Raw genomic sequence first — 22415 nt, 5'->3', positions numbered from 1 at the left:
ACCTCAAAGTAAATTAATTGAGTGCATATCTAATATGGACTGAACAACTTTATTTACATTGTTATCTTTCACAGTAAAGATACGATTTTCATACATTTCATTCGCCAGTACAAATATAGCGATTGAAATATCTTCTTTTGTGTCGAGTTGTTCATCAGATAGTCCCGTATAACCTTTGATATAAGCTTTTGCAGCTGAAAGAATAAGGGTAAATGTTGAAATAACATCTTGATCCGTTTCATCTTCACGCGCATATTTAGCTAATTCAACTGGCGTAATTTCACTAACCTGCATCACTTTTCACCTGCTTTTTTGAAACAACTTCTTCCACATGGCCAGCTTGTAATAAATCATCCGCAATTTCCTTTTTCACTACTTTAATTTCTCCTTTTGACATAGTGACCTGACCCGAAAAGCTCACAAGCGCTTTTACTTTCATTCCGTCACCTCCCAATATAAAAAGCGTAGAGTATGTCCCTACGCTGATTTCATAACTAATTTAGAGATTTTTTGAGCATTTTCAACCTTTGAATCTATTTCAATCCAACCAACAACACCGATAGCGTGTTGAGTTGCGTATTTTTCACGTAGAATTTCAATTGATACATTTTCAGAAAGCTTTACCGCAAGTCCTGACATATCACCATAGAAGACAACGGTTTTTCCAGCTGCCATTTTAGGCATATTATCAGATGTATAAACATCTTTACCTAGTAAAGTATAGCCCCAACGAGCTGTAGCATCCTTGTTTAATAGGTAGTTACCTTGGCCATCTTTAAGCTTGCGAATATCTTTACGGGTTTCTTTATTCATGATCCAAATAGCGCTGCCCTGAAATACATCAGGTACTTCTTCTTGTACATCAATTAGTTCATCTGCTGTTACTACTGTTGCAGCTGCTGCAGTAATAGATTGTGTAACTGTTGATAGACCTGTTACTTTATTAGGTGTACCATTTAGCAATTGATTTTCAATCCATTTGGCAATGGATTCTGCCATTTTTCCTACAACAAATGAAACAAGATCAAACTGCGAATTATTAACAAGTGATTTAGATACTTTACTTAATGCACCTGCTAAGAAACCTTTTAACTCGATAGAACCAAATTTACCGCTAGTAGATTCCAATTCAACAAATTCATCAGCATAAGCCATTTCAATTGTTCCTGCAGATTCATCATAGTATGGAATACTTAATGATCCACCGACATTATAGCGAGTTGCTAATTGATAAATTGGTGAAATATCATATACCTTTTGAATAATTTTATTTGCAATACTGGAAGGAATCACAGCACCGTTTGCTCCGACTGTTAAATTAACATCTGCTCGATCTTCCACTACACCACGAATGTAATTATCGAAAGCACGCGTTTCAGCTTCTTCTTCTGTACGTTCTTCAGCTTGTTTAGCAGGTAATTTTTTATCCAAAGAACGTGCTTCATCAAGAGCAGCGATAGTTTTATCAAGTCCAGCGATTTCATTTTTGATTTCATCAAATCGAGTTGCTTCTTGTTCCGTTAGTGCGCGAGTTTCTTCTTTTGCACCTTTTAATAAGTTGTCCATTTCATCTAATAAATTGTTACGTTGTTCTACTAACGTAGGCATCGAACGAGTCTCAATAAATTTTTCAATACTTTTTTTCATATTAATTTCCACCTTTCAATTTTAAAAGCTCAATTTGCTTTTCAAATAATGAGTAATCTATGTTTTTATTGGAACGGGTTTCTTCTTCTGATAAATCTTCAATTTCAGCTTTGAAATCTGTACCGCGAGTTTCAGAAATTGCCTGTTCTTCTCCTCTGGCCTCGATTGAAGTGGCAATATAAGCTGGCGTTTTATCTAAAATAGACACCTCTAAAAGCTCAATGTCCTCTAAAGTACGTTGCTGAATACCGCCCTCACCGTCTTCCCACGATGGTTTATTATCAATAAAGCCAAATGACCAACCTTTCAGCTTACCGTCTTTTGCTTTTTGAATAATTTCTGTATCTGATACATGAGCGATGGCACGTAAACCGATGTTATCCTCATAAAGTTGTAAATTACCCTCTTTTAATGAGCCAAGCTTTCGGTTTTTATCATGGTTGAATAATAAATCAACATTTTCGGCCTTATCTAAAGCTCTTTCAAACGTTTTAGCACGGATTTTTTCTTTAAACCGCCCTCTTGGTGAAGGTAAAACTCGACTTTCACGCTCCACAGCATTAACATAACCATCGAGTAAAACTTGATTTTCTCTAATTTCAATCCTCATTTTCTTCACCTCCTTCTGCAGCTACTTGACCGGATTCTGAAATATCAGCTGTTTTATTTGTATTTGGCGTGTAAATTTGTTTTGTTTTTGGATCATACAAGACATCTTGCAAGCCTAATTTAATGAAATCTAGCCCAAGTGGTGGAAGATCTTCTGAATAACGAACTTCATCTACTTGCATCCAGCCGTTTTTAACAGCAATTTCATAAGCTCTAAAGCGTTTTTCAATATCACCTTTGATAAGCTCTTTCATATCAAAAGCAAATAAAAAGACTGCTCTTTCTCAGATGGAAGAAGCAAGTCCTTGTTCAATGCCGTTTCAATCGCTCGAATAATCGGCAATATGCAATTTTTTATAAAGTTTCCATGCACTGCTTCACTGGCTGAGCCATCCAAAATGCTATCAGGCACTTTAAAGAGTTTATTAATTTCGCTTGAATTGGTTTTTTTATTTTCATTCAACTGCATTTCTACCGATGTACTAGATGCCTCTTTAAAATCTAAGCCGTTATTTAACACAACAATATTCTCAGTGTTATTCTTGTATAAATTGTTCCAGGCTGTTTTTAATTCTGCGATAGCGTCCTTTGACAAGCGACCTAATGACTTCAAAAATCCTTTTTTATTACCGCCTGTTTTAACAAGTGAATCCTCAAAATCAAGGGTATTATAAGCGACTGATAAAATTTTATTATGTTCTTTAATAATCCCTTTGCCTGTAACACCGTCTTTAGAGTTTCGGGCAATTTTAATAAACTCAAATTCCCTATAGTTCACACCATTGACGGAAATATCGTAGCTTTTAAATATCGGATCAACACCGACTAGAACTGATACATTCCGATTTTCAACATAGTGTAGGCTTTCAACATCATTTCTTCTTCGATTGATATATGCGTAGCCTGCACCTTCCAATAAGTAATCAGTTACTAAAGCCTTTTTGAATTGAAAGCCATCCAACGTGTCTTGTGTCTCATCGTTTAGTAGAATGACACGTTTATCTTCTTCCAATTCTTCTACTTTCCCGCTACCCTCTTTGAACAATTTGATTGGTAAGGTAGCAATAATACCTGAAATTAGATCCACACAAGTCCCTACCGAAGGTATACTAAGAGCTTCTTCTTTTGTTAAAACGGCACTTGTTAGACCTGCCTGCAGCAATAATTCATCCATTCCACTCTCGCGAAACTCCTGAATCCGCTGGAAATCACGCCATTCACGCCACTCTTTAATTAATCCCACAATCTCACCTCCTTAAATGACTTGTGCGCCCCAATCAGCATCAGGATTAAAGATGACATCATGCTGCAATAGATAGGTCGCATTGATTAGACTTACAACCATATCGACTTTGCCAGTTGATTTTTTCTTATTAACGTAGATATTTTTATTGGTGTCCTCAGTGACTTTTGCATTTTGAAAGTTTTCTTCTAGCAATTCATTTTCGGTATAGTGAAATTCCTTGTTCATTATCTTTTCTCTTAGTAGTTTTGTAGCTGGATGTAACACGCTTGAATGCTGCTTTACTTCCACGGTAACTAGACCTTCTTTTTCTAATTTCTGAGCTGTAGAAAGGCAGTTATAACGGTCATAAGCTACACCCATAACAATTACGTTGAATTTTTCTTCTACTTCCAAAATCATTTGTTCAATAAAGCCATAATCGACAGTCATATCACCGCACGAAAAACATTTACCTGATTTAATGTGATAATAATAATTGATTTTTTCTACTCGGTTTTTATCAGGAATACGCTCCGTTGGTACAAATGCATAAGAGTCTGCATAGATCTCCATATCTTCCTCAGTTACCATCGAGAACGAACAGTTATCATTGGTCATGGCCAAGTCTAAACCTAACCAAACTTGACGACCTGACCAATCAAAATCGTCCATTTTACATTTCCGCAAGTCTTCCACATTAACGTATGCTTCACCACTATTTGAAGGCAAAAAGTGATTCATATGTTTACATAGATATTCTTCGCGTTCTGAGGGCTTTTCTATAGCTGATTTACGGCTATCTCGAATCTCGTTATAGTTTTCCTCAATCCTCAACGGATTCGCCTGATAGAGCCCTGTATCGTCCCATAAATGCTCGTCTTCTGCATAATATAGCAGCGCAAACATTCGATCATCTTCAATAAACCCATTAAAGACTTTCTTTGCATACGCCAGTTCTTCCAACATGATCGATTTATCCTCGGCATAAGCAGTTGTTAATTTAAAGCGCAATGGATTTTTTACATTCAATTGCCCTGACTTCATGGCATTTATATTCTTGTAATCCTTAAAAGCGCCCACTTCATCAGCAATAAAAGCTGAAGGTCGGATTGAGTTATTTCGATTTGCTTCTGCAGTACGTGCCTGGTAAAAACTATTTGTTAATGTGCATACAATTCGGCCACTTAAGGTTTTAGGGATCACAAAGTATTTTGCTATCTTAGGACTTGCCATGATAATTTGTGTCATTGCCTTTTTAACTTCACCTGCAAGCTCACGGTCCAAACAGATTGAATAAAACTCTGAATGATTGTCTTCTGTCAGCATCAAAATGATGATGATTAGAGCGCAAATGAATGTTTTCGCATTCTTACGTGGTATAAATAGCGTAATATCACGGTATCTAAACTTTTCCTTATCATTTTTAAAGCGCCAGCCAAATATGTTTACAAGGAAAAAAGCCTGGAATCCTTCCAAGCCTTCTAAAATCGTTTTACCTGCTACCCCTAACCCTGTTGCGAAATTAAGTAAATCCAATAATCCTTCGATTTTTTCTACTTCTTCCATATCGAAATAGTAATCAAAATCATCTTCATACTGCTTTTCTAAATCTTTGAGGAACCAATTACACTGAATAATGACCTCTTTTGTTGTAATTTCTTTGCCTTTCACAACTCTTTCAGCGTATTTTACCGCCTTTTCAAAAATCATTTTTTACCACCACTCAATACTTTTAACAGCGGATCATCTTCTTCAACTCGGACTTGGAAATTAATATTTCCTAACTTCGCTCGACTCTGAGGCGACAAGCTTAACTCGTTACAACAACGGAAAAATTCTTTCGAGTATTTATCTTTAGCACTCAATAAATTTCGGTCCAATAACCGTTCAATATCTTTGTTAATGATTCTTTCAATTTGTTGCACACGATCAATAGCCACTGCACAGGTACTTAATATATAAATATCGAGATTCCCAAGAATACCACTCGCTTGTAATTCCTTAACGATATAGTTAAAAATTTTCTTTTGCCTAGCATTTAGGTGTGTAGGTGGCGAGATTTCATCGGCAGCACCTTTTAATTTTTCTTCTGTTTGAGTACGAATAGCAATTTCTTCTTTCGTTAAATTCTTACTCATTGTTTTGACACTCTTTGACGGCCTAGCCAACTTTCTCACCTCCTTGAAAATTTTCATTTAGGGAATTTTTTTCGAGCAAATAGGGGCAGTCGGTGTACGGCAATCTCAAAAATATTAACCAAACACCCCGGGGGTACTCTCCTGAATCATATTTTTTAATTTATTTTTTGAAATTAAATCTTTCTCAGCAAGCTCATGATGATAACGACAAAGAGAGATAAGGTTATCATCATCCAGTCTCTTGTCCCATGCATCTGCTATAGGTTCTATGTGATGTACCTCTAAGTCTGTAAAGTTATACTGTGTCTGTGTATTGTGTAGGTTACGCAAGCATACTTGACACAGATGTTTGTCACGGTCTGCAATGTATGCACGCTTATTCTTCCATGCCCTCGACCATCTAAACTTATCAATGTAAGTAGTCTTCTTTATAGCTGCTGGCTTAGATGGACACTGTTGTCCACGCTTATGAATGCCACCACAATATGTACAACTCTTTAGCATAGTGTCACATCCTTTCACAATTAAATTAAGTCATTATTCACTACCTTCTAAATATGTTGGTAGTTCTTCATCATTCATTGCATCAATCGCATCAAGCTCATCAGCTAATGCTTCAGTATACTTTGAGATTGCTCGTAACTTTAATTGCATCTTGTCTGTGTCCATGTCTACTGATAATGAAACGCTAGGTGCTTTATCCATTGTTCATCCCTCCACAATCTTCATACATTCTCTTAGCCTTTAACAATTGCTCTCTCTTCTTGCTGTGCTTAGTATATTTAAGAGCTGTTACGATATCGTCATAACGTTTCTGAATGATGAGTGAACTAAATGTATTATTTATCTGAGTGTATAATCCGCGTTTCTCCAACTGTTTAATATATCCAAGGTCAGTTGATTTCACTTTAATCATCACTCTAGATGGACTTGGGACTTTTAATAGTTTCAATAATTTTTGCTTTATTTTTTTGAACATTGTTCATCCCTCCACAATTAAAAGTAATTGTAATTTCTATTTGTTTATTTACATACAATGAACTTGGGATAGCAACTTCTTACCTCGCCCAGGATGTTTTTGTTAGATGCTATCCCACCTTGCATAATAAAAAGCCACATCCTTTTGGATATGACTTTAGTTATCTAATTCTATGTGCACCGCTTTGATTTGCTTAGGGTCACTTCCATACGGGTGATCCTTTTTATTCTGTTAATCCTTAAAACACGTTACCGATTAATTATTTTTCAAATATTTATTTCCAAAGAACCTTTTAGTTGGATAAATACCTCTTCACTTTCTATAACTATTCATATTATAGACATAGAAAGGAGGTATATTTCATGGGATACTCCGGAAATATCGGAAATTACAACAACAATTGTTATTATGGAGGCTATAATGGCGGTGGCTATGGTGGCGGTTCATCATTCGTCCTAATTGTTGTTCTATTCATTCTTTTAATCATTGTCGGCGCTACTTTCTTGCATTAATCTCTAATACCTCTTTTATTCACAACATAGAAATAAATAATAGGATAAAGTTTATTAGCCATACACCTCCTTATTCTAGGGTCACTTTACCCGAGTGACCTTTTTTCATTAAATCTCTTGATATATAAAATGTTTATTTTTAAATTAAATTTATTGAGTGGATGAATATCGCAAATCCTTTTAACAACTATGCATATTATAGACATTGAAAGGAGGGAAATAATTATGTCTCAAAATTATGGTAATGATTATGGTAGTGGTTATGGATCTGGATCTAGTTCTTCATTTGCTCTAATTGTTGTTCTATTCATTCTTCTGATTATTGTCGGCGCTAGTTTCATGATGTCAAAACATTATTAATACCCAACACCGCCCCTAATGCTCATAACAATTAGGATAATACAAACTTATCCTTTACACCATCAAATCTTTAGTAAGGGTCACCATCCTCCGCGTGACCCTTTTAATATTTTCCTCTTTCAAAGTATTCATCCCTCCATAACTATTTTCATAGTTGAAATATAATTTACCCTCACTGCACAGAATAGTTTTAACTGAATAAAAAGGTGGTGAGAAAAATGAAGAAAGTAAAACCTTCCTTTTACGAGTTAGTAATTCTTTTACTTTTAGTAAAAGCTATCTTCTTCTAATTCAACAATAAAGAAGATGACGACACTTGAAAAGAGTGTTGTCACGCGTTAAATAATAAAATACATAATTATTGTTTTGCTTTATGCATAAGAAAAAGCCACGCTCAAAAAGAACGTGACTTTAGTAAATTAATTATTATCTAAAATTCTATTGAAATGAAATATTAAAGCATTTAAGTTTTTAATATCTGATCCATGTTTACTATTAATGTCGGTTTCAATGTCCATTAACTTATCTAAATATTCTCTAGCATTTGAAAGATACTTTGAATATTCTTCGTATATAGATCCTTCATTAGCTTGTAAACCGTTCTCATATACATATATTAAATCTCTAACTATCGCTTTTTCTTCTGCAAGATTAATTTCTTTTTTGCCACTTGAAGCGAATTCAGTATCTACTTCAACTGTATAGATTTGTTCTAAGTATTTTTCTAACTTTACAATCTGATTTTTTGCAGTAGTTTGTAAGTTAGCAGTCTTAATTTCATTTGTCATTTACTTCACCTCCATTCTATTAATAGTAAATTATACCACAACAAAAGACTGTACTATTTTGTACGGTACAAAGTTACTTGTTTAACTTTTTAAATTGCATTTTAACTACATGATCAAGAGATATAAGACGATCTTGAATATATAAATATTTATCCCTATTTTTTGTTGCAACTAACACATTGGCCCAAAAGACTTCTGAAACCTTTAAAACATCTTTTTCTCCAGTAGAGTAGGTAATAGTAACTTGAAGATTTTTAGGTAATTGTTTATCACCAATATCTTTTAGTAATTCTTCAACCTCTTTAAAGAATTTCTCTTTATCCATTGTGATCACTCCATCATTCTCTGTTATAAAATATAATACCACATAAAAAGAACAAACGTTTGCATTTATTTATAATTCATTTCTTGTGATCATCATTTAAAAATAGAATTCTACCCTAGCAAAAAGTATTTGCTAGTTAGTTTTCTTTATTGTTTTCTTTATTGTTTTCTTTATTGTTTTCTTTAGGAATTTTGCATATATAGAAGAAACTCGTTTAAGTGTACGCTAATTAGCGTATAGTACTGTATGCTAATTAGCGACACTACTGTATGCTAATTAGCGTATAGCAAAGGTGTATGCTAATTAGCGACAGTCAACTCCATGAGAATGAAAAAGGAATCAACTAAGGTTTCCCTTAATCAATTCCCGATGATATAAATTTAACATGGATAAAACCAAATGCTTTAAAATGCTTTTTAAATATTTTACAATTCTTTTTTAAATATTTTCTATAATGTACGCGCAATATTTAAATCCAAGGCTAATTTATAAAAGGCTTTCCAACGTATTTTATCGTAGGTAGGTGGTGAAATTGGGGGTTGGAACTTAAAACAATAGACTTTCATATCTGTTAAGTATTCAGCATCATCAGCCATGTATCTTGTTTCAATTAAGAATCTTTCCATTGGTGGCAGTCTCTTTACAGCCCGTTCTACACGTTCACAATACCTGCGTCTTGCACTTTGTTCATCAACGTTGTAAATGGCTACTGAGCCTGTTTGGTCACTCGTCAAATTACCCTTTCCTCCACCAATGTCATTAATATGTGATGTTGTAGCAGCTTCCTTTTCCTCGAATGTTAAGTGCTTAAAAATGCGGTACTTTTCTAATTCATGTTCTACAGCTGCTTGTGTTGCTTTTCTGTCCAGTTCAGGTAATTCAAAATGCAAAGTCGTTCCTCCTTCTGTTCAAAAGGAATGCCCCAGAATTAACTAGGGCAACTTTTATTAATCTAGTAGGTCATCCCCGTTTTTGTCTTGAGCTACATCTTCCATGTTCAATTGCTCTACTACTTCGGTAGTACCATCACCATTTACGGTATATTTAAGGCCCTCATGATCTTCTCCATCATCAATATCCTCAATACTCATTTGGCTTTGCTCAAGCAATAATTTGATGTTAAAGCCAGCCCTTGGATATAGTTGAATAGTTTTTTCTTCACTATCACCTTTAGCTTCAAATTTGAGTACGACTTTCTTGCTATCGCGCTGTATAGATTTCATCTCTGCAGATAATTTAACATCACCAATTTCAATTATTACAATGCTGCCTGCCATACCAATTAATTCAGACTTATGTTGAACATCGTCCCCTAAGATATGGAACTCTAAAACTTCCTTCTTATCGTCTTTCTGAATCTTTTTAAATAGCACATCTAGTTCAACTTTAGCCATTCTTCACACTCTCCATTTCAATTATTTTATTTCCTAATATCGATTTAACTACCTCTGCTTGATAGACAGGACAACCAATAAAATCAGGTCTATTAAACTGGTACATGATTCTCGCAATTTGAGCTAAAATATATGCATCTACAACGTTGTCACTTTTATGTGAAAAGCCATAGTGATCCTTTACTGACCTCATAACGACTTTTTTCTTTTCTACTCCAGTAAGACGTTTTTTGCTACCTACTTCACCAGTAAATCCTGTTACATTTACGAATTTCTTAACAGCATTAGGAGCAACTTCGTAGTATTTAAAGCCACGTCTAGTTAGTGACATTCGCATACCCCAACCAATCCCACCAAGTTGTATGCCTTGCTGTGTTGCAAATCCAAATCCTTCTACAGTAATGATGTCGCCTTTTTGCATATGAGCCATAACCTCATCGATAAGGGTAATCATGCGTAGAGGATCTTTATCACCTATGCCAGTTAATTCTTTAGCTCTAAGCACTTGGCCACTTTCATCAAGTGCAACAAATCCTGTTTTAGTTGATGGATCTAAACCGATGAATCTCATACTGATCCTCCAAATTTCTTTTTTTTATTAAATCCTCAATGATGGTGGATATACACCTTTGTAATTGGAACACTAGAGAATACTAATATTGCCGTTAATATTCCAGACACAATAAAAGCTGCTGCTATAATGTATCTTGAAGGTGTATAAATATTAAATAGGACTAATAATCCTAGAACAATCCAATACATAATACTGAGGATTTGTAACAAAATTTTCGCTGTAGTCAATATTCCCAACCTTCCTTCTGAGCAAAGACTTTTACTGTTTATCCAGTTCAATAAACTTCTGTTTCCACCCCATAAATAGCAATTTAAATTCATTCATTCCAATGTCTCGACCTTTTGCAAAGAACTGTTGAATGACCTTGCCTTGTTGCATTTTGTCAGCTGGATCATGCCATAAAAATTCAACAACATCTGCGTCTTGTTCAATGGATGATGATTCTTTTAAATGTGACAGCTGTGGCTTTTTAACATTGTCGCTTTCCCTGGTCATTTGCGATAACATCATAAAACAACAATTCATGTCGCGTGCTATCTGCTTGGCTGTGGTAGTTACATTCCCAACAGCTTGCGCCCTAGTTTCATTTTTTCGTTGTGGAATTTTCATAATTTGTAGGTAGTCAACTGCAATCATTGCGATTTGCCCATAGCGTTTTTTAAAACGCCTTGCCGTTGCTCTCACTTCTTCAATTGTGACACCACTCGAGTCTTGAACGAAAATCGGCAATTTCTCCAGTTCTTTATACGCATGTTCAATTACTCCCAATTCTTCTACTTTAAGCTCTTTGTTTTTAATACGACCATAAGCAATGCCCGTTGAACTAGCAATCATACGATCAAACAATTGAAACTTGTCCATTTCCTGACTAAAAACAATCACTGGCCCACTTTTGGCAACCCCCATAATTCTTTGAAGAAGCATTGCTGTTTTGCCAACACTAGGACGTCCAGCACTAACAAACAACCACCCTCTCCAAAGTCCATGTGCCCACTTATCGTAATATTTAAATCCAGTTGGAATAAATTCAGCTCGTTTTAAGAGATGTTCGAAATACCCTTGTCGTGAATCCTTCAAACTTTGCATTTTCCCATCATCTTCTGGCCTTACTTCCGATGCTAGTTTTTCGATTTCAGCGAAATAATCATCGTCTGCTTCATAATCCTCATGTACGAGATTCATAATTTTTTGCCCTATATCTGTTCCACGGCGCCTTATTGCTCTCGAACGAACAATATTGGCATATGACACAACATTCACTGCAGTAGGACATGAAACGGCTAATTCAGCTAAATAAGAAATGCTTACTTCGTCCATCTTGTTATGCTTCATGTACAGTTCAGTAACGGTTGTAATGTCAATGGGTTGGTTTCTATCATCCAACCACTTCATTACTCTGAAAATTTGTTGGTGACGTGCGCTAATAAAGTCCCTCGCTTCAAGAAAAACAATGTCATCAATCACACTTGGTTCAAGAAATATCGCACCCAACACCGACTGCTCGGCTTCAAGTTCATATTCAGTTGCTCCAATCAAAGTCATTTGGATCATTCCCGTCTTGAATCCAGCGTTGGAACTCTATTTCTTTATCTCTAGGATCGTATTGTTGTTTTTGTTTTGGTTGCATAGGTTTCTTTTCAGCATTCATTTTAATAGCTAATTCCATAAACTTATCTCTAAGTTTTTTGGCTGATAAAACATTAGTGCGCCAAAATGAATCTTGTGTCACCCAATCCATGACTTGTTTTACTAAGTGCTTATCTACCTGATCTATTTCAATAAGCTTTCGCATATCATCAGCCCAGGTTTGCATGTTAGACTTTTTAATTAAATGAGAAATTCCAGCCTCATTTGCGACTGCAGCAACTTTTTCATGAAAATAGACTGCCATTTTGAAATAAGTATTTTCTTCATCATATTTTAATTTTTTTACTTGTTTAGTTTGATCAGGGATTTCAGGATCTACCTCTTTAGACGGCAGCTGTTCATCCCACTCTTTATAATCTTTATTAAATCCCATGATTCTCGCTCCTTTTGAACCAATCCCAATAACTGAGATTATGTTTCTATCAATCAGCGTTACTAATTCTCTATTTAATTGCGTTCTGTTAACATTGACTACTTTTGCTAAAAAACTTATGGACATTTCATTGGTTTTTCTCTGAAAACCATACGTATATCTCCAAATGGCCAGTACCAAACGGAATTGTGTGCCATTGAGATTGGTCTTCATGATATGATCGAAGATTTCATTGGCAATCCGTGTATGCCCATTTTTGAGTTGTGGACTTGCCATGATCACTCACCCTATTCATGCTTTCAATTGGCTGCTCATGTATTCAATGAGTTCCTCTGAAAATTCCTCAATATCTTTGCGGCTACTACCTTTGTATGGTCTGTTTAACCATTCATCAATGCGATCCGCAACTGATCCAGTAACATTTTTAGATTTAATGGACTCTAATTGCCTTTTTAGCTCTACGTTTTCAATTTGTAATTTCAACATAGCAGTTAAAATTAATTCATAAGGATGCATTAAATGACCTCCAATTCGTAGTGGCTGCCTGCTTGATATCCTTTTTTCAACAACTCCCTTTTAACGGTCATTTCTGCAAGCGTAGGAAGGTTGTTCTTGCTACTTAAATGTGTAAGGTATATTTGTTCACCTTTGCCTCTTACAAGCTCTCTAAGGGCTGTTGCTGTTTGTTCATTTGATAAGTGGCCAACGTGACTCAATATCCTCGCTTTAACGCTGTTAGGATAATTAGACGCTTCAACCATTCGTGGTTCGTGGTTGGCTTCAATAATATAAACATTGCTATACCTCATGGCACTTAACATGTTTTTATCAACTAAACCAGTGTCTAAGCATATAGAAACTTTAAAATTGTCTAATGTTCTTACAACATATCCCCTCGGATCGATTGCATCGTGATGAACATTAAAATCGTTTACTATAAAGTGACCACAACCGAAAATACCCCCAACACCAATTGGTCTAATCAATTCTTCTTCAACACTAGTGATATTTTTCCATTCACGTTCGCCAGCATAAACAGGAATTTTGTATTTATTGGCCAATGGCAGACCTTTAATATGGTCACTATGTGCATGTGTGACAAAGATTGCTTTAACACTACTTGGTGTTATGCCCACTTCCAGAAGCCTTTTCTCTATCTTTGTTTTAGCAATACCTGCATCGATTAGAATGGTAGTTTCATTGGTTGTTAAAGCTATACAGTTTCCGGATGAACCACTTGCTAAGATGTCAACTTTCATTTCCTACCCTCCAACTCCTCATGACACCGCGGGCATATTTCTAGCCCACGGTACAAGTTGTATTCATTTTCATTCATTTCTTTCCCACACAGCTCACAGTCTTTATTCTTCTCATAAACTATTGTTTGTGGTAGTTTCATAGTTTTTACTCGAGTAAATCATCATTACTTTGTTGTGTAGCGAGCATTTCAATATTTAAATCTAGCAATTCAATCAAGCCAACCATTTCAGCCTCTGTTGCAGTTGCAGGGTCAATATTCGGAGCATTTTTATCCAGGTATTCTTGTACAGCCTTTTTCGTTTTAATGCCAAGCTGTTTCAACCTTGAATTAATTTCCTTGCGTAATTCGTCAGCGCGAGTTAGTGCAGGCTGTTCAACCGGAGGCTCTAACCGTTCCTGATTAGGTGTAATATCCTTGCGTGTTTGCGTAACAGATTGCGTTACATCATTTGGTGTAATCGTTACATCTTCAAATGACAGTCCGTATTGTTTTTTCAATGCACGTTGCTGAACATGTTTTCCGAACATGTCACTTGTCCATTTGTTCCAGTTATCTTTGTTTTGACCAGTGAACATATGAGATACTTCATCAATGTCCATAATGACCGTTACAGGTGGATAGCCGTCACGATAAGCAACTGAATAGGCACCGATAATCTTTCCACGTGGGAATCCAATTTCATGCTGGACAACTTCCATTTGCTTAGTTTCTTTATTCATAGCAATTTTGAACTCGTCATTTTCATGAACCATTTGTGTGTCAGGCGCTATAAACCCCTCTTGTTCTCGAGCTTTTGAAAGATAAGCCTCAGCTGCAAATTGAATACGTGCTTGGCTACCATATTTGATGAAGAAAATTTCATTTTTGAATGGATCTAAACCGTATGCGGCTGCCTTATGTGCGAACAAAAGAAATTCCTGATCATTTGCTGTTGGCGCAATTGAATTTCGAATAACCTCTAATACTGCAGGTTGAAAAGCTTCTGTAATTTCAGGTGTTAAAGCCGGTAAGTTTCTGTTCATAATTAACGTGCCTCCGTAAATTTATTTAGTCCATTTTTGACCTGTTTTTTCATACTTTCATACGCTTTTTCATAAAGTGCGTCAACATCTTGTCCAGGCTCTACCGAAATTGTTACTGCAGCATCTACTTTTACATTTTCAAAGTTCCCTAGATTTTTGGTATATGTGTAACCTACTGTGATTTCTTTAGTGTTCATTCGGACACAACCTCCAATTCTTTACCTGCAACAACACGACTAATTATTAACTGCCCATTCGGTTCTTTGAACTTAGTAATTGTTTCAGCATTATCTACAAAACAAGGGACGATAAGATCACTTTGCCCTGACAACACATCACGAATTTCAAGCCCTGCTCTAGTTTGTTCGCTAAATGAAAGTTTCATATAGTCTTTACCATCCATTTGAACAATGAAAGTTGGTTTATTTTCACCTGTCGTTTTCACTTCTTCGAATAGTTTTATCGATAAATTTTCGAACAGATCTTGAACCTTCTTAACTTGTAATTCAGCTTCTTTTGCTTTGAAATCTTTAATGGCATCAAGGATAAAGATTGATTCATTAAGTGATTCAAGTGTTTCTTTTTCATTCGCTTCTGCAGCAGCAACTTGCTCTTTCAAAGCTTCAAACTGCTTATGTTTAGAAATCTCATATTCAATCGGATTTATCTTTTCTTGTAGTAAGCGTGCTTTTTCCAGTTGCTCCGTCACATCTACATATTCAAGAGTTTTAAGTTCTTCTTCCAGGGCTTTTCGTTCATCAACAGCTTTTTGGAACCTCGATTTAACCTGTTGAATACGTTGCTCTTTTTCTGCTTTTACAGCATCGATAGCTTCATCTTGTAATGTTTGATTACAGACACGGCAAGTGTCTTGAATTTGTTCACTTTTGAGCTGATTAAATTGGTCTTTAATATCGTCACGTTCATGTGTCAAAACGTTAATTTGGTTGTTTAGGATATTGATCCTACCATTTACCGTTTGAGCTTTATCTGTGACAACTTCAATGCTGTTTCGTTCTTTAACAAGCTGACTCAATTCCACATTTAGCGAATCTAAAGGCACAGTTGGAGCTTGTTGTTCTAATTGCTCTTTCAATGTCTTTGTTCTACTTTGTGCAGCTATATATTGCTTATCCAGCTTGGTTTTATTAGATCGGTGTATTTTATCTAAATCATCTAATGAATGTTTTTTAATTAATGTGGCCAACTTGTCCGATTGTGGCTTAGGTAGCTCTTTTAATACTTCTTTATTTGCAGGTGCAGTTGTATACTTTAAAATCATTTGGCGCTGCTTTTCCCAGTGCAATGTGAAAAAGTAACTTGGATTAAACAGCGATAAGAATAAATCTTTATCAAATAACTTCTCTACTACCTCATTAAATTCAGTAGCTTTTGAAGGCACTTCATTCACGTAAAATTTGTTGCGCCCTTTAGCAATTTCACGACCTAGTAACAGCTCTCCGTCATTAACGTTTAACAGTAGCGTTACAAGCGTGTTATCTGCCTCGTATGTGACTGGTGACGGATCTAGTTTGCTACCCATTAAGTCGTTACCGTATAATAAGAATGTAATAGCTTCGCCAATGGAGCTTTTACCTTTTGCATTATCCGCGAGGATCTTAGTCAGGTCACCAAACTTAACTTCAAGATCCTTGTGGCTTTTAAAATTCTGCAAGTTTAATTGATTGAATTTAATTTCCACAATTTTTTACCTCATTTCGTGTTATAATGTCACAGAAAAGACTTGTATCTGAGCCTGAACCGTTCCAGCGGTATAGGCTCTTATTTTTTGACCATAACAATAGTGCCTCGCTGCCATTCAGCTACAAATTCGTGAAATTTCCACCCTTTGTTGATAAGATTATGTTTTATGAAATAATCCCACAGGACTTTTAACATGCAATCATTCATGTTTTTCATCTATTTGAATTGCTCAATTTCAGCAATTAATTTTTGGGCACCCTCTGGACTTAGAACTAACTTTCCACCTAGCAAACTATAATTTTTGTCTGAGACTTCACCAGTAACGGCACATGTCATATTAGCCATATATTTTTTGAGAATGATTTGATCCCCATCGATAAAAATTTCTAAAGCATCCTTTTCTCCAATCCCTAATGTGCGACGTAACTCAATTGGAATAACTACACGACCTAAATCATCTACCTTGCGTACAATACCTGTTGATTTCATTTTGTTTTCTCCTTTCGATTGAGAGCTCCCATTTTTGTGTAGATATTTGCAATTACGACACCTGTTTTAGTGAGCTCCGGATCCTGCTTAAATAATTTATTTTGATTCATCCTAGCTAACCGTGCCCGAGTAATTAACTGCAAATTTTCAAGCTGAATATTAAGTTTGTTTCGATCAAGAAAAATCAGAACATGACCTTTGGGTATTGGACCGTTTACTTTTTCCCAGACAACTTTGTGTTTATGCCGCCATCTCTCATGCCAAGCACCCGTGTCAGAAACTTTAATTAGTACATAGCCATCACGGTCAATACGCTCAGTACCTACAGGTTTATAATTCTTTGCCTTGTCTCCTTTCTTAAATGAAGTTTTATTTATTTGACCAGGGAACTTTTTACCCTTATTAGCAGGTGAACTGCCTTTCTCGAAGTATCCAGTACGGCCACTAGTAATAGTGTGATTTTTTAAGCAAGCTTTTAATTGTTTCAGATTGATATTTAATTGGAAATGTTGATTGAATATCAGTAGCAAATCGCTTTGACTATTTGATGGATAATGCTCACGTAAAAATTCTTTTTGCTCATGTGTCCAGGTATGACGCAATAACCTCACCCTTTCAGCAATTTTGGCTTTTCTGCATCGAGATTTAATCGATCTGGGTTGTCATAGAATTTTTGAGCTTGTAACACTAAGGAACCGTTAGAGATTATTTGATTTGCTACGCTTGTAACAGCTTTAGCTCTTTCAATTTCCTCCGTTAATTTATTACCAACCAAATCTTCATCACTCAATCGCTCGAGCTGTGCAAATAAATGATTGTTTAAATCTCCTAATGTGTTTTTCATTATGCATTCACTCCTTTGATTTTTAAGTTGAATGCTGAAGCTACGTAACGAATACCTTGTCTTACACCTTCTTGGTGAACTGTCCAAAAGTCACTTACCTTAGCGTTATATAAATCAGCAATTAATTCTTCTGGAGACTTTACAATCACATATTCTCCAAAACAAATTTGTGCGGCTTCTTCAAGTGTGTACTGAGCTTTTAATAAATCTGCCAGTTTACCTGAATGAATATTTGAAGCAAATGTTCCATAAAAAACATTGCCTATTTCACGGATTAAGAACGCTTTGTGTAACCCATCACATGCCTTTACAGCATCATCAATTTCCTGTGTGACTTGTACCTTGTCCATTTACTCACCGCCCCATTTGACTTGGAAATATTGTTCCTTATATGGTCCAAGTAATCCGCGTTTCTCAACTATTTCAAATTCACAATAGAAACCTTTTGACTGTAGTTCTTTTTGAGTGACCTTTAAAGCTCTAACATCATCATGAGTATCTACGCTTTGTCGCCAACCTGTGAAACCATCTAATGCGGAATCTTCAATTTTGGTCATAATTTGTTTAAATAGTGGACCATCTAAAACATCCTTCTCATAATTAGCTTGACCTTCACTTGCTAATTGCTTCAAAAACTCAGCTGTTGGAATTTCATTCACCCTATCTCACCACCTTTCAATGCCTGGTAAACTTTCTGAGCGTAAGCAACTTGCCTCTTAATGTATGGATCAGTTTCTTTCCCACCACTTGCTAGCCAATCACCTATACGCTGTTTAACGTCTGATAGAACGTTTAATGGTAACTCGCAAGCAATTTGGTGTAACTCATATAAAGGACTAATACCACTCGTTAATGCTTCGCCTACTAATGCCTCTGGAACAGGTTTAATCTTCATTGGATTCACCTGCCTTCATCTGAGCCCATCTTGCTGACCACATAGCAACTGTTTTAATAATTGCCTCACGCAATTTTTCAGTTCTGCCATCATCAGATTTTTCAGCTCGCCACTGTAGGTTGGTTGTGTTCATTTTGTGCCTCCTTTGAAGTCTGGATAGTATCACCCACATATTGAATGACCTCATCCCATAGTTTTTTTACGGTTTTTGTTCCCTCACCCCAAGCCTGTAAAAGCTCCAGTGCTTTTTCCGGGTTTGACTTAGAGAGTTCAGCTAGTTTCACAGGTAAATATGCATTTTGACGTATTCTTTCTGGATCAATCGGAAAAAAATTTGTTGTCATCAAACATCGCTCCTATAGTTTTAAATACATAAAATTTTTCTAATGTGCTTTATATGTTCTTGAGCTTTCTTACCATCTTTTCGGCCTCTGATAATATCCGACAGATAGGCGCTCGAAATACCAACCATCTCGGCTAAATCCTTTTGGCTCATCTTTCGTTTAAATAACTCTGATCTAACTTGTGCACCCAAATCTTCTGGCATATTTGAACAAACCTCCTTCAAAAATCAATTGACGTTGCTACCGTCATATAAGCTATAAGTTGAAATAATATATACCGTCATTGGCTCGGTATCACAGCGCATTACTTATTTGGAAAATTTTAAGCTAAATTATTTGCTAATCTAGTTGACCAAAAATGACTTTTTTGCTATTATAAACCCATAGCTAAATAAGACTTTAAAAAGCCTTTAAACCAACATTTAAACCGTTCCCCAACGAAAAATGTTTATGAATAGGTCATCTTTTTTATTGCCTTTTTAGCCAATAAATTAGCTTATGAACACAGTATAATGACTTTAAAGTTAAATGTCAATATATCGATGACTAAAAAGTTACTATTGTTTTGATAAGCCTTGCGAAAGGTTGATATAAGTGAGTTTAGTGAAAAGAATAAAATTGCTATGTGATGAGCGAAAAGTAACTTTTGCTGAAGTAGAAAGAGAAATAAATATCTCAAATGGTCAAATAAGAAGATGGGATAATGTTTCTCCTAAAAGTGAAACATTACAAAAGGTTGCAGACTACTTTGATGTCAGCACTGATTATTTACTTGGACGCACTGACGAGAAACGTTACTACGATTTAACCGAAAAAGATGAGCTTGCTATCCAAAGAGAACTAAAGAAAATAATTAATGGCGAGGACGTAGACAATGCATTCGCTGCCTTCGATGGAAGAATTTTAGATGAATTGGATGAAGAAGATAGAGAGTTGTTAATCGCTTCTTGGGAAAATACTTTACGATTAACTAAACGTATGGCCAAACAGAAATTTACACCTAATAAATATAGAGATTAAAGTACGGTGGTGTTTTGATGGATATTAAAGAGATTATTGGACAACTAGTTAAAAAATACAGCACAAACAATCCTTTTAAGTTGGCTGATCTACTAGGGATAGTTATTGTCTTTGAGCCACTAGGTTCAATTCATGGCTATTATAGTAGATCTCACCGTACCAAAGTAATTCATATCAACGAGAATTTACCGTACAATAAGCAATTTTTAACGTGTGCTCATGAACTAGGACACGCTATATTACACCCGGATGAAAATACTGCATTTTTAAAAAAAAATACTTTATTTTCTACTGACAAAATTGAAATAGAAGCCAATACATTTGCTGTTGAGTTATTGTTACCAGATGAATTATTTGAAGATCAAAATATTTATAGTTGTTTTACCATCTATGAGGCTATAGAAGAAAAAGGAGTTCCAATCGAGCTACTTTCTTTAAAAAAGAGTAGATGGTAAAAAAATTTTGTCTTAAAAAGAACAAACATTCCCATTAGAGGAGTTTATTATTTTAATTAGCAAAAATAATAAGGAGAAAAATAATGAAAACTATAATATATTATCGGGTTTCCACTAAGTTTCAAGAAGATAGATATAGTTTAAAAGCACAAAAAGAAGAACTCACTAGATATGCCCTTAGCCAAGGTTGGGAGATTGTTGCTGAATTTAAAGACGTAGATAGTGGTGGGAAACTTAATAAAGAAGGACTTAACGGATTAATGGATTATGTTGAGGAAAACTCTGTAGATATAGTTCTATGTGTTGACCAAGATAGATTAAGCCGACTTGATACTCTCAATTGGGAATTTCTCAAAGACGTCTTACGAGACAATAAAGTAAAGATTGCCGAACCCGGAACAATTGTAGATCTTTCAAATGAAGATGATGAATTCATCTCTGATTTAAAAAACTTAATTGCTCAACGAGAGAAGCGAGCTATTGTCCGTAGAATGATGAGAGGAAAAAGGCAGCGCACACGTGAAGGGAAAGGTTGGGGCCCTACTCCATCAGAATACATTTATGATAAAAGCACAGGTACTTATGAATTAAATGAAAAGTGGGCATGGGTCTACCTATTTATGAAAGAATCATACTTGGATAAAAATATGGGAGATGTAGCAATCGCAGAAGCATTAAATAAGATTACCAAAACTCCTAGAGGAAAAGCATGGACAACCTCAATTGTATCTCATAAACTCACCAGCGAAGTTTATTGTGGTCGTATGATAAAAAAATTTTCAAATGGTGAAAAAATAGTAGTTGAAAATGTCTATCCTATATTATGTACAGATGAAGAGTATCAAAAAATTTTAGAAAAACGAAAAAGTAAATATCGTCGTAGACCTGAAGGTGATCCTCAAATATTACGTCGTGTAGATATGACATGTGCGTATTGCGGTAAAAAGATGGCTGTTCGTATGTCAGGTGTAAAAGGTCGATGGTTACATTTTTACATTGGCCATCAGTCAGACTGCCATTTAGAAGCAATTAACACGATTCGTGTTGAACCTAACTTTATCAAAGCAATAAAAGATATTATTAAAAATGAAACATTAGCAAAGCAATATATACAAATTGAATACAACGCTGAAGATTTACAGCGAATTGAAAATGAAGTTAATATGACTCTTAAATTAATGAACGACATCAAGACCAAAATTGACCGTCTTTTACCTCTATATCTTGATGGTACCTGGTCAAAAGTACAACTCAACTCCCAGAAAACGTTACTTGAAAATGAACTAAAGTTACATGAGGAACGATATAACCAAATAACCAATAAACAAGAATTAATTAAAGCAAACTTATTTAACTATGATGTCGTTATGCAGTATTTAAGTGTGGCAGAGAGATTTGATATCCTTTTAGAGAAATCTGAACAAATGGAAATGATCGGACATTTATTCCCTACTGCCACTGTGTACAAAGATAAAATTATATTCAACATTTTATTACCAAATAATGTACCCTTAGAAATAAGTGTACCAATTGCCCCTGATCCATATAAAAGAGCGAAAATCATTAGCTCAGGTGTGGACCCACAAGGTAAATATAACCGCATACAGCAATACTTAAAGGATAATCCTGACGATTCTGTACAAGCAGCAGCTAATGCGTTAAATATTCCTACAAGTACAGCTTATAGATTAGAAAAGAAATTCGGTAAATTTAAAAGTATAGATTATTAAATTGACAACATGAATTTCAAAAAACTACTATCCCCCACCCATTCCCATGGTTTTATACATTCATATATACAGACTAATTG

Annotated in this window: 37 protein-coding genes and 1 pseudogene; 5 read left to right on the top strand and 33 right to left on the bottom strand. The window is 35.4% G+C overall.

Translation table 11 applies throughout. The features are described from left to right. Positions 1 to 3 precede the first annotated feature (3 nt). From QRN68_RS14685 to QRN68_RS14635, 11 genes are all read right to left on the bottom strand, one after another. Positions 4 to 294 carry a head-tail connector protein gene (locus QRN68_RS14685; protein ID WP_285397640.1) on the bottom strand — a complete coding sequence of 97 codons (291 nt, stop codon included), beginning with the start codon at positions 292 to 294 and terminating at the stop codon, positions 4 to 6. Then, complete coding sequence (locus QRN68_RS14680) at positions 284 to 439, bottom strand: hypothetical protein (protein ID WP_285397639.1); 156 nt, start codon at positions 437 to 439, stop codon at positions 284 to 286. Before QRN68_RS14680 ends, QRN68_RS14685 begins: the two co-directional genes overlap by 11 nt. Before the next feature lie 38 nt (positions 440 to 477). Further along, positions 478 to 1647, bottom strand: a complete 1170-nt coding sequence (locus QRN68_RS14675; protein ID WP_285397638.1) for a phage major capsid protein — start codon at positions 1645 to 1647, stop codon at positions 478 to 480. A 1-nt stretch (position 1648) separates the two neighbouring features. Further along, positions 1649 to 2257: an HK97 family phage prohead protease gene (locus QRN68_RS14670; protein WP_285397637.1), complete on the bottom strand. Its 609-nt coding sequence runs from the start codon at positions 2255 to 2257 to the stop codon at positions 1649 to 1651. After that, positions 2247 to 2510: a hypothetical protein gene (locus QRN68_RS14665; protein WP_285397636.1), complete on the bottom strand. Its 264-nt coding sequence runs from the start codon at positions 2508 to 2510 to the stop codon at positions 2247 to 2249. The genes QRN68_RS14670 and QRN68_RS14665 overlap by 11 nt, the downstream gene beginning before the upstream one ends. After that, complete coding sequence (locus QRN68_RS14660) at positions 2507 to 3499, bottom strand: phage portal protein (protein ID WP_285397635.1); 993 nt, start codon at positions 3497 to 3499, stop codon at positions 2507 to 2509. The genes QRN68_RS14665 and QRN68_RS14660 overlap by 4 nt, the downstream gene beginning before the upstream one ends. Positions 3500 to 3511: 12 nt before the next feature. Next, positions 3512 to 5191 (bottom strand): terminase large subunit, encoded by a 1680-nt coding sequence (locus QRN68_RS14655; protein ID WP_285397634.1) that lies wholly within the window; start codon positions 5189 to 5191, stop codon positions 3512 to 3514. Further along, entirely contained in the window at positions 5188 to 5619 is a 432-nt protein-coding gene (locus tag QRN68_RS14650; protein ID WP_285397633.1) for a phage terminase small subunit P27 family, read from the bottom strand. The genes QRN68_RS14655 and QRN68_RS14650 overlap by 4 nt, the downstream gene beginning before the upstream one ends. A 114-nt stretch (positions 5620 to 5733) precedes the next feature. After that, positions 5734 to 6123, bottom strand: coding sequence for an HNH endonuclease (locus QRN68_RS14645; protein WP_285397632.1), 390 nt, complete (start codon positions 6121 to 6123; stop codon positions 5734 to 5736). A 33-nt stretch (positions 6124 to 6156) separates the two neighbouring features. Beyond that, a complete protein-coding gene (locus QRN68_RS14640) occupies positions 6157 to 6324 on the bottom strand; it encodes a hypothetical protein (protein ID WP_285397631.1) in 168 nt (55 codons plus the stop codon). Next, the gene (locus QRN68_RS14635; RefSeq protein ID WP_285397630.1) at positions 6317 to 6598 is read right to left on the bottom strand and encodes a hypothetical protein; all 282 of its coding nucleotides are present in this window, start codon (positions 6596 to 6598) and stop codon (positions 6317 to 6319) included. Before QRN68_RS14635 ends, QRN68_RS14640 begins: the two co-directional genes overlap by 8 nt. 362 nt (positions 6599 to 6960) lie before the next feature. Between QRN68_RS14635 and QRN68_RS14630 the strand changes: the two genes are divergently transcribed. Further along, positions 6961 to 7110 carry a YjcZ family sporulation protein gene (locus tag QRN68_RS14630; RefSeq protein ID WP_481817454.1) on the top strand — a complete coding sequence of 50 codons (150 nt, stop codon included), beginning with the start codon at positions 6961 to 6963 and terminating at the stop codon, positions 7108 to 7110. Positions 7111 to 7386: 276 nt separating this feature from the next. After that, positions 7387 to 7470: pseudogene (locus QRN68_RS27085) on the top strand (YjcZ family sporulation protein); the annotation flags it as partial. Positions 7471 to 7889: 419 nt separating this feature from the next. On the opposite strand, the gene QRN68_RS14620 reads toward QRN68_RS27085, so the two are convergent. From QRN68_RS14620 to QRN68_RS14515, 22 genes are all read right to left on the bottom strand, one after another. Next, positions 7890 to 8258: a hypothetical protein gene (locus QRN68_RS14620; protein ID WP_285397628.1), complete on the bottom strand. Its 369-nt coding sequence runs from the start codon at positions 8256 to 8258 to the stop codon at positions 7890 to 7892. Positions 8259 to 8331: 73 nt separating this feature from the next. After that, positions 8332 to 8583 carry a hypothetical protein gene (locus QRN68_RS14615; RefSeq protein WP_285397627.1) on the bottom strand — a complete coding sequence of 84 codons (252 nt, stop codon included), beginning with the start codon at positions 8581 to 8583 and terminating at the stop codon, positions 8332 to 8334. A 449-nt stretch (positions 8584 to 9032) separates the two neighbouring features. Then, positions 9033 to 9473, bottom strand: coding sequence for an ArpU family phage packaging/lysis transcriptional regulator (locus tag QRN68_RS14610; RefSeq protein ID WP_285397626.1), 441 nt, complete (start codon positions 9471 to 9473; stop codon positions 9033 to 9035). Positions 9474 to 9530: 57 nt separating this feature from the next. Next, positions 9531 to 9977, bottom strand: a complete 447-nt coding sequence (locus tag QRN68_RS14605; RefSeq protein WP_285397625.1) for a hypothetical protein — start codon at positions 9975 to 9977, stop codon at positions 9531 to 9533. Beyond that, the gene (locus QRN68_RS14600; RefSeq protein ID WP_285397624.1) at positions 9970 to 10548 is read right to left on the bottom strand and encodes a hypothetical protein; all 579 of its coding nucleotides are present in this window, start codon (positions 10546 to 10548) and stop codon (positions 9970 to 9972) included. Before QRN68_RS14600 ends, QRN68_RS14605 begins: the two co-directional genes overlap by 8 nt. Before the next feature lie 35 nt (positions 10549 to 10583). After that, positions 10584 to 10778, bottom strand: a complete 195-nt coding sequence (locus QRN68_RS14595) for a hypothetical protein (protein ID WP_285397623.1) — start codon at positions 10776 to 10778, stop codon at positions 10584 to 10586. Between the two features lie 31 nt (positions 10779 to 10809). Further along, positions 10810 to 12093, bottom strand: a complete 1284-nt coding sequence (locus QRN68_RS14590; protein WP_285397622.1) for a replicative DNA helicase — start codon at positions 12091 to 12093, stop codon at positions 10810 to 10812. Further along, positions 12071 to 12847 (bottom strand): replication protein, encoded by a 777-nt coding sequence (locus QRN68_RS14585; RefSeq protein ID WP_285397621.1) that lies wholly within the window; start codon positions 12845 to 12847, stop codon positions 12071 to 12073. Before QRN68_RS14585 ends, QRN68_RS14590 begins: the two co-directional genes overlap by 23 nt. 15 nt (positions 12848 to 12862) lie before the next feature. Then, positions 12863 to 13087 (bottom strand): hypothetical protein, encoded by a 225-nt coding sequence (locus QRN68_RS14580; RefSeq protein ID WP_285397620.1) that lies wholly within the window; start codon positions 13085 to 13087, stop codon positions 12863 to 12865. Continuing rightward, positions 13087 to 13830: an MBL fold metallo-hydrolase gene (locus tag QRN68_RS14575; protein ID WP_285397619.1), complete on the bottom strand. Its 744-nt coding sequence runs from the start codon at positions 13828 to 13830 to the stop codon at positions 13087 to 13089. Before QRN68_RS14575 ends, QRN68_RS14580 begins: the two co-directional genes overlap by 1 nt. Positions 13831 to 13975: 145 nt before the next feature. Beyond that, entirely contained in the window at positions 13976 to 14854 is an 879-nt protein-coding gene (locus tag QRN68_RS14570) for a RecT family recombinase (RefSeq protein ID WP_285397618.1), read from the bottom strand. A 2-nt stretch (positions 14855 to 14856) separates the two neighbouring features. Further along, entirely contained in the window at positions 14857 to 15051 is a 195-nt protein-coding gene (locus tag QRN68_RS14565; protein WP_285397617.1) for a hypothetical protein, read from the bottom strand. Beyond that, a complete protein-coding gene (locus QRN68_RS14560; protein ID WP_285397616.1) occupies positions 15048 to 16556 on the bottom strand; it encodes an AAA family ATPase in 1509 nt (502 codons plus the stop codon). The genes QRN68_RS14565 and QRN68_RS14560 overlap by 4 nt, the downstream gene beginning before the upstream one ends. Before the next feature lie 218 nt (positions 16557 to 16774). Further along, entirely contained in the window at positions 16775 to 17047 is a 273-nt protein-coding gene (locus QRN68_RS14555) for an AbrB/MazE/SpoVT family DNA-binding domain-containing protein (protein WP_285397615.1), read from the bottom strand. After that, positions 17044 to 17658 carry an HNH endonuclease signature motif containing protein gene (locus tag QRN68_RS14550; RefSeq protein WP_481817453.1) on the bottom strand — a complete coding sequence of 205 codons (615 nt, stop codon included), beginning with the start codon at positions 17656 to 17658 and terminating at the stop codon, positions 17044 to 17046. The genes QRN68_RS14555 and QRN68_RS14550 overlap by 4 nt, the downstream gene beginning before the upstream one ends. Beyond that, positions 17655 to 17891 carry a hypothetical protein gene (locus QRN68_RS14545; protein ID WP_285397613.1) on the bottom strand — a complete coding sequence of 79 codons (237 nt, stop codon included), beginning with the start codon at positions 17889 to 17891 and terminating at the stop codon, positions 17655 to 17657. Before QRN68_RS14545 ends, QRN68_RS14550 begins: the two co-directional genes overlap by 4 nt. Beyond that, positions 17891 to 18241, bottom strand: coding sequence for a hypothetical protein (locus QRN68_RS14540; protein ID WP_285397612.1), 351 nt, complete (start codon positions 18239 to 18241; stop codon positions 17891 to 17893). The genes QRN68_RS14545 and QRN68_RS14540 overlap by 1 nt, the downstream gene beginning before the upstream one ends. Beyond that, positions 18242 to 18550, bottom strand: coding sequence for a hypothetical protein (locus QRN68_RS14535; protein ID WP_285397611.1), 309 nt, complete (start codon positions 18548 to 18550; stop codon positions 18242 to 18244). Next, positions 18547 to 18786 carry a DUF6877 family protein gene (locus QRN68_RS14530; RefSeq protein WP_285397610.1) on the bottom strand — a complete coding sequence of 80 codons (240 nt, stop codon included), beginning with the start codon at positions 18784 to 18786 and terminating at the stop codon, positions 18547 to 18549. Before QRN68_RS14530 ends, QRN68_RS14535 begins: the two co-directional genes overlap by 4 nt. Continuing rightward, positions 18776 to 18919, bottom strand: a complete 144-nt coding sequence (locus QRN68_RS14525; RefSeq protein ID WP_285397609.1) for a hypothetical protein — start codon at positions 18917 to 18919, stop codon at positions 18776 to 18778. The genes QRN68_RS14530 and QRN68_RS14525 overlap by 11 nt, the downstream gene beginning before the upstream one ends. After that, positions 18888 to 19130, bottom strand: a complete 243-nt coding sequence (locus tag QRN68_RS14520; RefSeq protein WP_285397608.1) for a hypothetical protein — start codon at positions 19128 to 19130, stop codon at positions 18888 to 18890. Before QRN68_RS14520 ends, QRN68_RS14525 begins: the two co-directional genes overlap by 32 nt. A 20-nt stretch (positions 19131 to 19150) precedes the next feature. After that, a complete protein-coding gene (locus QRN68_RS14515; protein WP_285397607.1) occupies positions 19151 to 19333 on the bottom strand; it encodes a helix-turn-helix domain-containing protein in 183 nt (60 codons plus the stop codon). 391 nt (positions 19334 to 19724) lie between these two features. Here QRN68_RS14515 and QRN68_RS14510 point away from each other — a divergent pair, with 391 nt between their 5' ends. From QRN68_RS14510 to QRN68_RS14500, 3 genes are all read left to right on the top strand, one after another. Further along, complete coding sequence (locus QRN68_RS14510; protein ID WP_285397606.1) at positions 19725 to 20150, top strand: helix-turn-helix domain-containing protein; 426 nt, start codon at positions 19725 to 19727, stop codon at positions 20148 to 20150. A gap of 17 nt (positions 20151 to 20167) precedes the next feature. Beyond that, positions 20168 to 20605, top strand: a complete 438-nt coding sequence (locus QRN68_RS14505; RefSeq protein ID WP_285397605.1) for an ImmA/IrrE family metallo-endopeptidase — start codon at positions 20168 to 20170, stop codon at positions 20603 to 20605. Between the two features lie 83 nt (positions 20606 to 20688). Then, on the top strand, positions 20689 to 22335 hold the full coding sequence (locus tag QRN68_RS14500; RefSeq protein ID WP_285397604.1) for a recombinase family protein: 1647 nt from the start codon (positions 20689 to 20691) through the stop codon (positions 22333 to 22335). Positions 22336 to 22415 lie beyond the last annotated feature (80 nt).

The sequence above is a fragment of the Lysinibacillus sp. fls2-241-R2A-57 genome, assembly GCF_030209535.1.
Classification (GTDB): Bacteria; Bacillota; Bacilli; order Bacillales_A; family Planococcaceae; genus Lysinibacillus.
The sequence above is the reverse complement of the archived record's forward strand: the minus strand, read 5'-3'. Positions and strand labels throughout refer to the sequence as shown.

Coding starts and splice junctions, on each gene's coding strand:
- QRN68_RS14615 (WP_285397627.1), bottom strand. CDS start 8,583: ATGGATAAAGAGAAATTCTTTAAAGAGGTTGAAGAATTACTAAAAGAT.
- QRN68_RS14565 (WP_285397617.1), bottom strand. CDS start 15,051: ATGAACACTAAAGAAATCACAGTAGGTTACACATATACCAAAAATCTA.
- QRN68_RS14540 (WP_285397612.1), bottom strand. CDS start 18,241: ATGGACAAGGTACAAGTCACACAGGAAATTGATGATGCTGTAAAGGCA.
- QRN68_RS14555 (WP_285397615.1), bottom strand. CDS start 17,047: ATGAAATCAACAGGTATTGTACGCAAGGTAGATGATTTAGGTCGTGTA.
- QRN68_RS14675 (WP_285397638.1), bottom strand. CDS start 1,647: ATGAAAAAAAGTATTGAAAAATTTATTGAGACTCGTTCGATGCCTACG.
- QRN68_RS14500 (WP_285397604.1), top strand. CDS start 20,689: ATGAAAACTATAATATATTATCGGGTTTCCACTAAGTTTCAAGAAGAT.
- QRN68_RS14665 (WP_285397636.1), bottom strand. CDS start 2,510: ATGAAAGAGCTTATCAAAGGTGATATTGAAAAACGCTTTAGAGCTTAT.
- QRN68_RS14590 (WP_285397622.1), bottom strand. CDS start 12,093: ATGACTTTGATTGGAGCAACTGAATATGAACTTGAAGCCGAGCAGTCG.
- QRN68_RS14530 (WP_285397610.1), bottom strand. CDS start 18,786: ATGAAGATTAAACCTGTTCCAGAGGCATTAGTAGGCGAAGCATTAACG.
- QRN68_RS14645 (WP_285397632.1), bottom strand. CDS start 6,123: ATGCTAAAGAGTTGTACATATTGTGGTGGCATTCATAAGCGTGGACAA.
- QRN68_RS14585 (WP_285397621.1), bottom strand. CDS start 12,847: ATGGCAAGTCCACAACTCAAAAATGGGCATACACGGATTGCCAATGAA.
- QRN68_RS14640 (WP_285397631.1), bottom strand. CDS start 6,324: ATGGATAAAGCACCTAGCGTTTCATTATCAGTAGACATGGACACAGAC.
- QRN68_RS14680 (WP_285397639.1), bottom strand. CDS start 439: ATGAAAGTAAAAGCGCTTGTGAGCTTTTCGGGTCAGGTCACTATGTCA.
- QRN68_RS14685 (WP_285397640.1), bottom strand. CDS start 294: ATGCAGGTTAGTGAAATTACGCCAGTTGAATTAGCTAAATATGCGCGT.
- QRN68_RS14670 (WP_285397637.1), bottom strand. CDS start 2,257: ATGAGGATTGAAATTAGAGAAAATCAAGTTTTACTCGATGGTTATGTT.
- QRN68_RS14655 (WP_285397634.1), bottom strand. CDS start 5,191: ATGATTTTTGAAAAGGCGGTAAAATACGCTGAAAGAGTTGTGAAAGGC.
- QRN68_RS14525 (WP_285397609.1), bottom strand. CDS start 18,919: ATGAACACAACCAACCTACAGTGGCGAGCTGAAAAATCTGATGATGGC.
- QRN68_RS14545 (WP_285397613.1), bottom strand. CDS start 17,891: ATGAAAAACACATTAGGAGATTTAAACAATCATTTATTTGCACAGCTC.
- QRN68_RS14650 (WP_285397633.1), bottom strand. CDS start 5,619: ATGAGTAAGAATTTAACGAAAGAAGAAATTGCTATTCGTACTCAAACA.
- QRN68_RS14570 (WP_285397618.1), bottom strand. CDS start 14,854: ATGAACAGAAACTTACCGGCTTTAACACCTGAAATTACAGAAGCTTTT.
- QRN68_RS14520 (WP_285397608.1), bottom strand. CDS start 19,130: ATGACAACAAATTTTTTTCCGATTGATCCAGAAAGAATACGTCAAAAT.
- QRN68_RS14630 (WP_481817454.1), top strand. CDS start 6,961: ATGGGATACTCCGGAAATATCGGAAATTACAACAACAATTGTTATTAT.
- QRN68_RS14600 (WP_285397624.1), bottom strand. CDS start 10,548: ATGAGATTCATCGGTTTAGATCCATCAACTAAAACAGGATTTGTTGCA.
- QRN68_RS14505 (WP_285397605.1), top strand. CDS start 20,168: ATGGATATTAAAGAGATTATTGGACAACTAGTTAAAAAATACAGCACA.
- QRN68_RS14635 (WP_285397630.1), bottom strand. CDS start 6,598: ATGTTCAAAAAAATAAAGCAAAAATTATTGAAACTATTAAAAGTCCCA.
- QRN68_RS14580 (WP_285397620.1), bottom strand. CDS start 13,087: ATGCATCCTTATGAATTAATTTTAACTGCTATGTTGAAATTACAAATT.
- QRN68_RS14515 (WP_285397607.1), bottom strand. CDS start 19,333: ATGCCAGAAGATTTGGGTGCACAAGTTAGATCAGAGTTATTTAAACGA.
- QRN68_RS14575 (WP_285397619.1), bottom strand. CDS start 13,830: ATGAAAGTTGACATCTTAGCAAGTGGTTCATCCGGAAACTGTATAGCT.
- QRN68_RS14620 (WP_285397628.1), bottom strand. CDS start 8,258: ATGACAAATGAAATTAAGACTGCTAACTTACAAACTACTGCAAAAAAT.
- QRN68_RS14605 (WP_285397625.1), bottom strand. CDS start 9,977: ATGGCTAAAGTTGAACTAGATGTGCTATTTAAAAAGATTCAGAAAGAC.